The 12,060-nt window shown below is 44.4% G+C and carries 11 protein-coding genes; 9 read left to right on the forward strand and 2 right to left on the reverse strand.

Going from position 1 to position 12,060, the window contains the following annotated elements:
• Complete coding sequence (locus ABWH99_RS05880) at nt 1-1,242, reverse strand: HD domain-containing protein (protein WP_375585364.1); 1,242 nt, start codon at nt 1,240-1,242, stop codon at nt 1-3.
• A gap of 51 nt (nt 1,243-1,293) precedes the next feature.
• Here ABWH99_RS05880 and ABWH99_RS05885 point away from each other — a divergent pair, with 51 nt between their 5' ends.
• Genes ABWH99_RS05885 through ABWH99_RS05895 form a run of 3 tightly spaced genes read left to right on the forward strand, consistent with a single transcriptional unit; the run spans nt 1,294 to nt 4,500 of the window.
• Nucleotides 1,294-2,847 (forward strand): PglZ domain-containing protein, encoded by a 1,554-nt coding sequence (locus ABWH99_RS05885; protein WP_375585365.1) that lies wholly within the window; start codon nt 1,294-1,296, stop codon nt 2,845-2,847.
• A gap of 31 nt (nt 2,848-2,878) precedes the next feature.
• A complete protein-coding gene (gene tsaE / locus ABWH99_RS05890; protein WP_375585366.1) occupies nt 2,879-3,283 on the forward strand; it encodes a tRNA (adenosine(37)-N6)-threonylcarbamoyltransferase complex ATPase subunit type 1 TsaE in 405 nt (134 codons plus the stop codon).
• Complete coding sequence (locus ABWH99_RS05895; protein ID WP_375585367.1) at nt 3,280-4,500, forward strand: alanine dehydrogenase; 1,221 nt, start codon at nt 3,280-3,282, stop codon at nt 4,498-4,500. The genes tsaE and ABWH99_RS05895 overlap by 4 nt, the downstream gene beginning before the upstream one ends.
• 10 nt (nt 4,501-4,510) lie before the next feature.
• On the opposite strand, the gene ABWH99_RS05900 is transcribed toward ABWH99_RS05895, so the two are convergent.
• Nucleotides 4,511-4,975: a response regulator gene (locus ABWH99_RS05900; protein WP_092174092.1), complete on the reverse strand. Its 465-nt coding sequence runs from the start codon at nt 4,973-4,975 to the stop codon at nt 4,511-4,513.
• Between the two features lie 195 nt (nt 4,976-5,170).
• Here ABWH99_RS05900 and ABWH99_RS05905 point away from each other — a divergent pair, with 195 nt between their 5' ends.
• The 6 genes from ABWH99_RS05905 to ABWH99_RS05930 all read left to right on the forward strand — a co-directional run bounded on the left by ABWH99_RS05905 (nt 5,171) and on the right by ABWH99_RS05930 (nt 12,057).
• Nucleotides 5,171-6,349, forward strand: coding sequence for a ThiF family adenylyltransferase (locus ABWH99_RS05905; RefSeq protein WP_375585368.1), 1,179 nt, complete (start codon nt 5,171-5,173; stop codon nt 6,347-6,349).
• Nucleotides 6,339-7,040 (forward strand): hypothetical protein, encoded by a 702-nt coding sequence (locus ABWH99_RS05910; RefSeq protein ID WP_375585369.1) that lies wholly within the window; start codon nt 6,339-6,341, stop codon nt 7,038-7,040. Before ABWH99_RS05905 ends, ABWH99_RS05910 begins: the two co-directional genes overlap by 11 nt.
• Nucleotides 7,037-9,169, forward strand: a complete 2,133-nt coding sequence (locus ABWH99_RS05915) for a 7TM diverse intracellular signaling domain-containing protein (RefSeq protein WP_375585370.1) — start codon at nt 7,037-7,039, stop codon at nt 9,167-9,169. The genes ABWH99_RS05910 and ABWH99_RS05915 overlap by 4 nt, the downstream gene beginning before the upstream one ends.
• Before the next feature lie 6 nt (nt 9,170-9,175).
• Nucleotides 9,176-10,264, forward strand: coding sequence for an ATP-binding protein (locus tag ABWH99_RS05920; RefSeq protein ID WP_375585371.1), 1,089 nt, complete (start codon nt 9,176-9,178; stop codon nt 10,262-10,264).
• 198 nt (nt 10,265-10,462) lie between these two features.
• Complete coding sequence (locus ABWH99_RS05925; RefSeq protein ID WP_375585372.1) at nt 10,463-11,008, forward strand: inorganic diphosphatase; 546 nt, start codon at nt 10,463-10,465, stop codon at nt 11,006-11,008.
• A complete protein-coding gene (locus tag ABWH99_RS05930; RefSeq protein WP_375585373.1) occupies nt 11,005-12,057 on the forward strand; it encodes an outer membrane beta-barrel protein in 1,053 nt (350 codons plus the stop codon). Before ABWH99_RS05925 ends, ABWH99_RS05930 begins: the two co-directional genes overlap by 4 nt.
• Nucleotides 12,058-12,060 lie beyond the last annotated feature (3 nt).

Below are 12,060 nucleotides of genomic sequence, written 5' to 3' on the forward strand. Positions count from 1 at the left end.
TTACCGTAAAGTTAAATTTTTAGCATGACAAGCATAGTGTTTTTTGACAATTTTACTCATGGCTTTGATGTTTGGAAGATCTGCTGCCATCGCCACGTCCATTACCTCTCCTTTTTTTGTCAGGATTAGTATTTTGTCGTCGGCCAGGTAGCCGTAATTGCTGATTTCACCGGCGGAGAAAAAATAGGTCATTTCCTCTTCGGTCAGTGACAGTCGGGATTGTACCTTGGCTCGCATCTGCAGGATTTCTTCCGGCGAAAACGGATCGTTATGCAGCTGAATTTTGAAAAGATTTCTCGTCAGAAACATGTGGGAAATTTCTCGTAAGACAAGGTCGTTGTTGTTTTTCCAAAGTTTGATCGCGCCCCAAATATCGTAATCGTCCAGCTGAGAAAAATCGTCCAGCCAATCAGGAATACCGGACTGCTGTTCCCCCGAAAGGTCCCGCGAAAGGAATTGCAACAATTCGGTGGACCCTGTCAGGGAGCTGCCGGAATGTACCAGGTCCTTTGCCCGAAGAATCAGGTTGATGAGCATTTTTTCGGCGCAAACAGTCGTTTTGTGAAGATATACCTGCCAATACATCAACCTACGGGCACTGAGGAAATTTTCGATGCTGTAGAGGCCCTTCTCTTCGATCACCAATCGGTCGTCTACGATCGTCATCATTTTAATGATCCGGTCCGCACCGATGGTGCCTTCCGAAACCCCGGTAAAAAAACAATCTCGTTGCAAATAATCCAGTCGATCGATGTCGAGTTGGCTGGAAACCAATTGATGGAAAAATTTTCTTTCGTAACTTCCCACAAAAATCTTTCTGGCCAGAGAAAGTTGGCCGTGAAATTGCTCATTTAATTTATCAAAAAACAAAAGAGAAAGGGATTCGTGGTGGTGTCCTTTGAGTAGAATCGATTCAAGGGCATGCGAGAAGGGACCGTGACCGATGTCGTGAAGCAATATTGCAATCAACGCCGCTTCATACTCTTGTTCGGAGACTTCGATCCCTTTGTTTCGCAGTTGGTCCAGCGTGATGCTCATCAGGTGCATGGCACCGAGTGCATGGTGAAATCGGGTATGCAAAGCCCCCGGGTAAACCATATCGGTCAAACCTAGCTGTTTGATTCTGCGTAACCTCTGGAAGTAGGGATGATCAATAACGGCAAAAATCAATTCACTTGGGATGGTGATGAACCCGTACACCGGGTCATTGATAATTTTATGGCTTTTCAGTGTCCTTTTCATCCGGCAACGAGCCAAAAGTAACTAAACTTAAAAAGAATTAAACCAATTACGATGCAAAATTTCAAAATATTATGGGCCGACGATGAGATCGATCTCCTGAAGCCCCATATTTTATTTTTACGACAACGAGGCTACGATATTGTCACGGTAAATAGTGGATTGGATGCCATCGAAAAGGTGGAAGAGGAGAATTACGATTTGGTTTTTTTAGACGAAATGATGCCGGGCATGACCGGTCTGGAAACCTTGCAACAGATCAAGAGTCTTAAACCCCAGATACCCGTGGTCATGATCACGAAAAGTGAAGAAGAACATATCATGGACGATGCGATCGGAGGTAAAATAGCCGATTACCTCATCAAGCCCATCAATCCCAACCAAATCCTTTTGTCGGCAAAGAAGATTTTGCAGAACAAGCAACTGATCAGTGAGAAAACAAATCTTTCCTACCAGCAGGATTTCAGGAATATCAGCATGGCCTACAACGATGCCATCGATCACGAAGAGTGGGCGGAGATATTCAAAAAACTAACGTATTGGGAATTGGAAATTGACGAAACCGAAAACAAAAGCATGCAGGAGGTTTTGGAATCCCAAAAGGTAGAAGCCAACGTTAATTTTGCCCGATTTATCAAAGAAAATTACCTGGATTGGTTGAATGTTCCCAATAGTAGCAAGCCGGTGCTATCGCATCAGGTGATGAAGCAACATGTATTCCCAAAGCTAAAAGAAGGAAAGCCGCTGTTTTTTATCGTCATCGATAACTTGCGGTTGGACCAGTGGGAAATGATTGAAAACCAACTTCGGGATTATTTTACGGTCAAAGAGGATCTGACCTACTACAGCATACTTCCTACGACCACTGCCTTTTCTAGAAATGCTCTTTTTAGTGGAATGATGCCTTTGGACATGGCCAAAAACCATCCCGACCTTTGGGAAGGGGAAGATACGGAGGAAGGGAAAAACAATAACGAGGCGGAATTTCTTGCCATAAACCTCAAAAAAAATCGGCTGTCCATTCGTTCCAGTTATCAGAAGATCCTCCAAACAAATCAGGGGAAAGCGGTTTTGGATCAGTTTCCAAACCTGATCAAAAACGACCTCAATGTTTTGGTCTACAATTTTGTGGACATGATGTCCCATGCCAGGACGGATATGAAAATGATCCGGGAATTGGCCCCGGACGAGTCTGCCTACCGTTCGCTTACCATCAGTTGGTTTTTACACAGTTCGCTTTTCGAATTGTTTAAAAAGATCAGTCAGTCCGGAGCGGATGTGATTGTCACCACCGATCATGGCACCAAAAGGGTAAATAAACCGTATAAAATCATCGGTGACCGAAACGTAACCACCAATTTACGGTACAAACAGGGAAAAAACCTTAATTTTGAGTCCGGTAAGGTTTTTGAAATAAAGCGGCCGGAAGAAGCCAGGCTGCCACAGCTGAATATATCGTCTAGCTACGTATTTGCTGTAGAGGACTATTTCTTTGCCTATCCCAATAACTATAACTACTACGTGAATTTCTACAAGGACACCTTTCAGCACGGAGGAGTGTCCCTTGAAGAGATGATTATTCCCATAGTCCATTTACAGCCAAAATAGCGATCCGTTGAAAACCTGGCAATGCAAACAATTGGATGAAATTTCAAATTCCGCCGAATTAATCCTAGATTTATGCAGGGATTTTCGCGTATGGGTGTTCCAGGGAGAGATGGGAGCGGGTAAAACGACCCTGATCAAGGCCATTTGTCGGCTTCTCGACGTGGAAGACCCGGTGAGCAGCCCTACCTTTGCACTGGTAAACGAATACCAGACAAAAAACGCGGAAACCATCTATCATTTCGACTTTTACAGGATAGAGGACCCTGTGGAAGCAGTAGATATAGGGGTGGAGGAATATTTCTACAGCGGAAATTACTGTTTTGTAGAGTGGGCGGAAAAAATCCCTTCTTTTTTGCCTGAGTCCTTTGCATGGATCGAAATTCGAAAAGGAGAAAAAGAAACAAGGCATCTAGCGGTAAAAATTATCCATCAATGATAACGGGATCAGGATTTTCTGAAATAGCAACGGAGACACAAGTGTACACCCAAGAATCCATGGCCCGGGTAAAAAAGCGGGGAACACAGGTGGTGATCGGCATTCCCCGGGAAACCGCAGATCAGGAAAAGCGAGTGGTCCTCACTCCCGAGGCGGTTTCTCTCTTGGTACAAAACGGACAACGGGTAAAAGTAGAGACCAACGCCGGGAAATTGGCGAAGTTTTCCGATACGGATTATTCCGAGGCAGGCGCATCGGTGGTGCTAAGCAATCGGGAAGCACTGGATGCGGACGTGGTATTAAAAGTCGAACCTCCTACCCTGGAAGAGATAGATAGCATGCGTCAGGGTTCCTGCCTGATATCCGCCCTTCAGCTTGGAAAACAAAACGCTTCCTTCATTCAGGCATTGAATCAAAAGAAAGTTACCGCCGTCGCATTTGAACATCTGGAAGACAAAGTAGGGGGCATGCCGGTGGTCCGTGCCATGAGTGAGATCGCGGGTAGTACGGTGATGTTGATCGCTGCCGAATACCTCAGCAGTGCCAATGAAGGAAAAGGGTTGGTATTGGGAGGAATAACGGGTGTGCCTCCGACCCAGGTAGTTATTATCGGGGCAGGTACGGTGGCGGAATACGCTGCACGGGCTGCTCTGGGATTGGGGGCTACCATCAAGATTTTTGACAATCACATTTACAAGTTGCGGCGAATCAAGCAAGTGTTGGGACAGCAGGTTTTCACTTCTACGATTGACAACTACGTATTGGGGCAGGCACTGAAGGAATCGGACGTAGTCATCGGTGCACTTCGGGCAGAAAAGGGCAGACCAAAAGTGGTGGTTTCCGAAGAAATGGTAGCGCAGATGATGGAAGGGAGCATTCTGATCGATGTTAGTATCGATCAGGGCGGCTGCATTGCCACCTCAGAAATGACCAGCCATAGCGATCCGGTGTATAGAAAACACGGGGTGATTCATTATTGCGTTCCAAACATTGCCGCCCGGGTATCCCGAACGGCCTCCTACTCCTTAAGTAATATATTCACGCCGATTCTGTTACAGATGGCTGACCTTGGAGGCGCAGAGGAGATGATTTTTAACTACAAATGGTTTATGAAAGGGGTATATACCTATAGAGGCAGCTTGACGAATGCCCACCTGGGAAGAAAGTTTCAAATGGCACACAAAGAACTCCAACTGCTATTGGCTGCCAGGTACTGAATTACAGCGCTCAGGAAAGCAGGTTTTGACGGAGGAGAAATTCCAACTGGTCGTTAGCTTTCAGCAGGCTATCGGTCAGCTGTTTATTTTCTTTTCTTAGCGAAAAAACTTCAAACGCGTTTTTTACCACGGTCCGAAGGTAGTCCTCTTCCCAGGGTTTTGTTAAATAGTGGTATACTTTTCCTTTATTAATGGCATCAATCACGGCCTGAATATCCGTATACCCTGTCAGCAAAATTCGCATGGGATCGGGATGCATGGGGATGATCGATTCCAAAAAATCCACCCCGTTTTCTTTGGGCATTCGTTGGTCGGTAATGATGATGTCGATATCCTGCTGAAGCAAGATATCCCTGCCTTCATCCGCAGATTCTGCCAGAAAGATCTTATAGTCCCTTCTAAAAGTAGCTTTAAACGCTTTGAGATTGTTCACCTCATCATCCACATACAATATCCTGATCTTTTCTTTTTCCATGCCTTAAATATCGTAATTGCCCTGTAATTTGTAAAGAATAAAAAATTGAATTTTTAATTTTAGTAAAATAACCGTTATTTTCAATTATTATTCATTAGTTTAATCGTAATTTATTTATATTCAAAAGTTTATTTTATAAATTAAGGAATTAAACCTAAAATACAAAAAAAAATATAATAAATTAATTCTGTATTTTTGATTGTTTATGATCACAAAAATATAACTTTACCAACATTATCACCTGTTTTAGTCATAAAAATTATGGACAGCTCAACCAAAAAAAATGAGTTTGATCATGCCTGGAAACCTATAATCTTATCTCCTATGAATCAGGAGGATAAAGATGTAGTAAAAAAAATGAAGGATACAGGTAAAGTAATGTTTTTTGATACATTTGAACTGCAGTTGACAGAGTTAATCAAGGCCCGTAACCCGAAAAGAAATTTATGTTTGGAGGAGTTGTCGGCCAAGAAATCGGATTTTTTTTTAGCCTCGGGAAGAAGTCCTGCGGACTGCGGAAATTGGGTGTATTATCCTTGGAGAAATACCTTGGTTCGAATACTTGAAGAGAAGGATTTTGTGCAGCTACGAACCGTAAGAAATCGCTACAAAATTACCGACGAAGAACAGGAAAAACTTCAGAATCAATCCATTGGAGTTGTCGGACTGTCTGTAGGGCAAAGCGTGGCGCTGTGTCTGGCGATGGAGAGATGTTTTGGTGAGCTTCGGATAGCCGACTTTGATACCCTGGATTTGAGTAACATGAATCGAATTCGGACGGGTTTATTCAACCTTGGAATTAAAAAATCCTGGATTGTAGCGCGTGAAATAGCGGAAATAGATCCATATTTAAAAGTTACCGCGTTTAACGAGGGGGTGACCGAAAAGAATTTGGAAGCTTTTTTAAGCTGGGAGGGGAAGAAATTGGATCTGTTGATTGAGGAATGTGACAGTTTGCCCATCAAGCTTCTGGCTCGTATGAAGGCCAAGGCCATGGGGATACCGGTACTCATGGATACCAGCGATCGAGGGATGATGGACATTGAGCGATTTGACCTTGAACCGGATCGGCCTATTTTTCACGGACTTTTGGAGGGGTTCGGCGAGGAAGAAGGCCTATTGGCGAAATTGCCAGAAAATGGAAAGGATGTGATGATGGCCCTATTGCAGTTTGAGAACCTATCCGAAAGAGTAAAATACAGTTTTTCTGAACTAGGAAAATCCATAACTTCCTGGCCTCAATTGGCTTCGTCTGTCATCTTGGGAGGCGCTGCCTGTTGCCATTATGCTAGAATGTTGCTTCTTGGACAAAGCGTGGCCTCGGGAAGGTTTTATGTTGATTTGGACCATATAATCAATCTGAATGAAGGTTAGAGTTAGGATCGTCAGGGCTATAGATGACATAGAAGCCACCGAAAAATACATTTTTGGCCACCATAAGGTGCTAGAGTCGTATGGTATTACCAAGGTAACATCAGCGGACCGTTCCTGGGCGCTGAATCCGCATGTCTACTTGATCCTGTTTGAATCCATGGAGGACTTACGGATTTTAGGAGGAGGAAGGATCCAATTGCGAACGGAAAACTTTCCGCTTCCCTTTGAGTTAGCGATCAAGGAAATAGATCCGAAAATCATCGATTACCTGTCCGTTTTCAAGGACCTGGAGGTAGCCGAGTACTGCGGACTGTGGAATAGCCGTGAAGTCGCCGGGTATGGAATCGGGAGCATTTATTTGGTACGTGTAGGGATAGCCATTTTGCCTCAGTTAAATCTCAAAAAGTTATTTGGTTTGAGCTCGCCTGTCACGCTCAGTATTTCAAAAAGCGTGGGTTACGAAGTGATTTCCATGTTGGGAGATAACGGTTCTTTTTATTATCCCAAGGAAGGATTAATAGCCACTGCGCTGGAGATTAACGATATAGATGAGCTTTCCCATGCTCAGGACACCGAACGTGCGTATATTTTTGATTTACGAAAAAAGATTAATTTCAATACGATCGAAAGTGGTCCGAAAGGGGAGATGGAACTGCAGTTTGAACTTCAAATACCTAAACCTGATAAATGAAAAACCTGTACAATTACCTGAGAAGCATCGGCTTGTCCTTGTTTTTGATTCTTTTTGTCACTGTTCCTATCATTTATTATCTGGGGGTTTTTAGTCAGGATGAAGGCATGCGTTTTGAAAACTTCTCCTACTTTACCTCGGATGCGCCTGTTTCTTTTAGTGATTTGGATAAGGAATTGTTTACTCAGCGTGCCGCACAAAAACTCGACCTTGGGGTGGTAAGCGAAAACTTGTACATCATGTTGAATTTAAATGATGTGAACGGGATCCTGCGCGATAGCGTTTACATTATTGAATTGAGCAACCCCGCATTTCGAGAGGTGCAGTTGGTACGGTTTGATAGCAATGGGCAATTGGCGTTTACCGAAACTGCCGGTACCCTAGCTTCCGGGTCCAACCCCCTAAAAAATCCGAACCCATTTTTTGAAATCAAGCATACCGAAGCACTCAGTTCTCATTTTGTCTTTCGTATCAAGGCGGATGTCCCGATAGCATTCGATATCGCGATTTCGCCAGAGGCTTCGTTTTTTCAGAATTATAGCCTCCGGTTGATCATCATTAGTACCTATTTTGGGATAATGATTGCCTTGTTTTTGTACAATTTGATTCTTTATTTTTCCGTCAAAGATGGGGTATACCTCTACTATTGTTTCTACATTTTGTTCATTGCGTTGGCCCAATTATCCTTGTCGGGCTATTCCTACTTTTTTCTGTTCGAAGACGCTTTTCTTTACGAAATCAGTATCATCGGCTTTACTACGGTCTCCAGTATCTTTGTGATTCCATTTATTCAGTTGTTTCTAAAGACCGACGTGTATGTCCCGAAATACAACAAGTATCTGTACCTGATCCCTGCAGCCTATATCGTGATCCTGATTTTTCGGGTATTCGGCTACGTTGAATTAAGTTACTCACTGACGAATCTGAATGGCTTGATATTGGCGGTATGTTTTTTTAGTATTGGTATAATAGCTGCGAGAAAAGGGTACCGTTCCGCCTACTTTTTTCTTCTGGCCTGGACGTTCCTGCTTTTCGGATTGGTAGTATTTATCATGCACAATCTCCGAATCATCGACCTGGGTTCCTATGCCAATTTCCCGCTACTGGCAGGAACGGCCATTGAAGCGCTGCTGCTTTCCTTTGCGTTGGCTGACAAAATTAATATCCTCAAGAAGGAAAAAGAACGCGAGCAACTGGATAAGTTGGAAGCAGTGAAGGAAAATGAACGGCTAATAAAGGAACAAAATCTGTACCTGGAGGACATGGTGAAATCCAGGACGGAGGAATTGGAGATGACCCTTAAAAATCTTCAAAATACGCAAACCCAGCTGGTAAACCAGGAAAAGATGGCCTCACTCGGTCAATTGACTGCCGGCATTGCCCACGAAATCAACAACCCGATCAATTTTGTGAGTTCCAATATTTCTCCGTTAAAGCGGGACCTCAAAGATATCCTCGAATTAATGGAGATTTATCGGGAAAAAGGAAGAGAGGAGTTTAACGAGGAAAGCAAGTCGGAAATTGAGGAGATGGAGGAAGATATCGAACTTGACTACCTGATCGAAGAGGTCGAGCAATTACTCAACGGAATGGAAGACGGTGCCAAACGGACCGTTGAAATTGTTCGCGGATTGAAGTTGTTTTCCAGAGTGGATGAGCAGGACGTTAAGAAAGTGGACCTGCACGATGGACTAGACAGTACCTTGATCCTGTTGAATAGCAACATGTCAGGTAAGATAAAGCTGACGAAGAATTATGGATCCATTCCGCAGGTTGAATGCCTGGCAGGTAAAATCAATCAGGTATTTATGAACATCATCAGCAACGCGATTCATGCGTTGTCGGATCACCCCGTGGAAGGAAGAGAACCTGAATTGACCATTGCAACGTCCTTGGAAAACGGCCGGGTAGTAATAAAAATTCAGGACAACGGTCCCGGGATGCCTCCCCATGTAAGGGACAAGATTTTTGAACCGTTCTTTACCACCAAAGCGGTCGGGAAGGGAACCGGTTTGGGGCTTTCCATTGTATATACGATTATTGAAAACCATAAGGGAACTATAAAAGTTGAATCAGAGGAGCAAGTAGGTACTACTTTTATCATTGATCTGCCGATCAATCAAAATTAACAGCTGATGGCAAAGAAAATCAATGTGCTGTACATAGATGATGAGGATAATAATCTGAATTCATTTAAAGCAGCATTGAGGAGGGAGTTTAAAGTCTACACGGCATTGGATGCCGAAGAGGGGCTGGAAATAGCCAGGACCAGAGAGTTTGAAGTCGTCATTGCCGATCAGCGAATGCCGGGTCTCACCGGGGTGGAATTTTTCGAAAGACTTGTGGAGGTCAATCCCGATCCCATCCGGATATTGCTTACCGGATATTCGGACATTGCCAGTGTCATCGATGCAATCAACCGCGGGGAGGTGTATCGATTTATCGACAAGCCCTGGAACCTGGAGCAGATCAAAAATGCCATTATAAACGCCGCCGAAATTTATTATGCACGAAAAGAGTTAAAGGAAAAAACCGAGCGACTGGAGAAATTGCATACGGAAATGAATCAGTTTGTATACAGTCTTTCACACGAACTCAGGGGACCACTCATGAGTATTTCCGGGATTTCCAAGCTTGCAAAAACGGAGGTCCTTGAGCCCGGGATCATCGAATATTTTGAAATGATAGATTCGGCTACCCTTAAACTCGACGATTTTATTTACAAAATGCTGGACTTTTACCGATCTACCAAGATAGAAAATAAGATCGTGCCCATCCATTTTCAGGATATTTTGGACCAATTGATCGAGGAATACAAGCTCAAGTGGGATTTGAGTTGTGTGGAATTAAAATTTCAAATCGAACAGGAGGGAGTATTTTTTTCAGACGAGTCCAAAATCCGGGTTGTTATCAATAACCTGTTCAGCAATGCCTACAAATTCCAAAAGGAAAGCGGCCCCGGCTGGATATGCATCCGGGTACAAGCCCGTAAGGATAAAGCTTTTCTGGAGGTTTCGGATAACGGCATCGGGATCGAAGAAAAGCACCAAACCGACGTATTTAATCTTTTTCACCGTGCTACGCAACGAAATGTAGGCTCGGGCTTGGGCTTGTACATGGTGAAAGAGTCCGTGGAACAATTAAAGGGAACCGTTCGCCTTTCCTCGGATGTAGGGAAAGGAACGGTCATTCGGGTAGATTTACCCAGCCTGGAATCCTCTTAAGGTGGACGGTTTTCCATTGGTTTTTTCCTTCGACCACCTGATTCCGACTGCAGCGAACCCAAACGACCCCCATTTTTTAGTTGATGCAGTCCTTACATCTTCCCGTCTTGCCAAATAAAATTTTCCCTGATTGCTTTGTTGAGAGGCAAAATGGAAGTAATTTGCGTCCCAAATAATGGTAATTAAAATGTTTTTTTTATGATTAATCCTTGGCATGACGTTAGTATAGGTGCAGATTCTCCGGAATATGTAATGGGAGTGATAGAGATTCCCAAAGGAAGTAAAGGGAAATACGAACTGGACAAGGAGTCCGGGATGTTGTTGCTGGATCGCGTGCTTTTTTCCGCAGTCCATTACCCTGCCAACTACGGGTTTATTCCCCAGACCTTTTGTGAGGATCATGACCCGCTGGATATTCTAATCATATCTCAAATCGACATCCCCTCCATGACTCTGGTCAAGGCAAAGGTCATTGGTGTCATGCGGATGGTCGATGGAGGCGACGCAGACGATAAAATCATTGCCGTTGCCGCCGACGATCAATCGGTAAACTATATCGACGATATTTCGGAGCTACCACCCCATTTGATGAAAGAAACGCATCGTTTTTTTGAGGATTACAAAAAGCTGGAAAATAAAGAAGTAAAGGTAGAGGACTTTCTGGGAAAAGCCGATGCGACCCGTATCATTAACGAAGCCATTGCCCTCTACGACAAAACGTTTCGAAGAATTCAGCAAAAATGAGAGCGAGATGCCTGCTTTTTTCCTTCCTCTTTTTCGCATGGGGGAATGCTCAGGCACAAATCACACCGGAACAACTGAGATTTTCCGGCTATCTGGAGACCTACTATGCCTTTGATTTTGGGCAACCGGCATCCAACGAGCGGCCGGATCTTTTTTTTAATTACAAGCGGCACAACGAAGTTTCACTGAATTTGGGTCTCTTGCAAGCGGAATATGCTGCCGAAAAGGTTCGTAGCAAATTGGGGATAATGGTAGGGGATTATGCCCGGTACAACCTGGAAGGGCAGCCAGCCTGGGCTCAATTTGTTTACGAGGCTTCCGTCGGGGTACGTATCCTGGAGGATTTGTGGATGGATATGGGCGTCATGCCCTCTCACCTTGGCTTTGAAAGTGCCCTAGGAAAATCCTGCTGGCACCTGTCCAGAAGCCTGTTGGCAGAGAGCTCTCCCTATTACCTCACCGGGGCACGGGTTACCTATGCCCCATCCGAAGATCTGGAAATGGTCTTTTGGCTTACCAATGGCTGGCAGACCGTTCAGCGAATCAATAATCACCGTGGTGTGGGGTTGGGTGCGGGTATTCGTTACCGTCCCGCGGAAAAACTGGAACTCAGCTATTCCAATTATTTGGGAAACGAGTACCCCGCTCCCTTGTCAATTTATCGGTTTTTCAATAACGCATACCTGCGCTACGAGTGGAATAGCTGGGGAATAATTGGCGGTTTGGACTACGGAATCGAGGAACGTTTATTTTCTCGCTCGCTGAACCGGTGGATGGGGATGACCGCATCGTTGAGAAAACAGCTGACCGAACCCCTCGCAGTGGCCGTGCGAGCAGAGCATTACTCCGATCCCAATGGCGTAATCCTCCCTGAGGGGATGAAGGTTGCCGGAGCCTCAATCAACATGGATTACGCGGTCACGGAAAACAGTCTTATCCGTTTGGAGTACCGGTACAACCGAAGTCCGGATCCGGTATTCGATCATCGAAGAGGAAAGTTAGCCAAGGAAAACACCGTAATAACCACTTCCATCGCCATAGAATTTTGAGGG

Source organism: Cyclobacterium xiamenense, assembly GCF_042140265.1.
Taxonomy (GTDB): domain Bacteria; phylum Bacteroidota; class Bacteroidia; order Cytophagales; family Cyclobacteriaceae; genus Cyclobacterium; species Cyclobacterium xiamenense_A.

What these genes read in the sequence shown, in the direction of transcription:
- ABWH99_RS05880 (WP_375585364.1), bottom strand. Translation starts at nt 1,242, where the DNA reads ATGAAAAGGACACTGAAAAGCCATAAAATTATCAATGACCCGGTGTAC.
- ABWH99_RS05885 (WP_375585365.1), top strand. Translation starts at nt 1,294, where the DNA reads ATGCAAAATTTCAAAATATTATGGGCCGACGATGAGATCGATCTCCTG.
- ABWH99_RS05895 (WP_375585367.1), top strand. Translation starts at nt 3,280, where the DNA reads ATGATAACGGGATCAGGATTTTCTGAAATAGCAACGGAGACACAAGTG.
- ABWH99_RS05900 (WP_092174092.1), bottom strand. Translation starts at nt 4,975, where the DNA reads ATGGAAAAAGAAAAGATCAGGATATTGTATGTGGATGATGAGGTGAAC.
- ABWH99_RS05910 (WP_375585369.1), top strand. Translation starts at nt 6,339, where the DNA reads ATGAAGGTTAGAGTTAGGATCGTCAGGGCTATAGATGACATAGAAGCC.
- ABWH99_RS05915 (WP_375585370.1), top strand. Translation starts at nt 7,037, where the DNA reads ATGAAAAACCTGTACAATTACCTGAGAAGCATCGGCTTGTCCTTGTTT.
- ABWH99_RS05920 (WP_375585371.1), top strand. Translation starts at nt 9,176, where the DNA reads ATGGCAAAGAAAATCAATGTGCTGTACATAGATGATGAGGATAATAAT.
- ABWH99_RS05925 (WP_375585372.1), top strand. Translation starts at nt 10,463, where the DNA reads ATGATTAATCCTTGGCATGACGTTAGTATAGGTGCAGATTCTCCGGAA.
- ABWH99_RS05930 (WP_375585373.1), top strand. Translation starts at nt 11,005, where the DNA reads ATGAGAGCGAGATGCCTGCTTTTTTCCTTCCTCTTTTTCGCATGGGGG.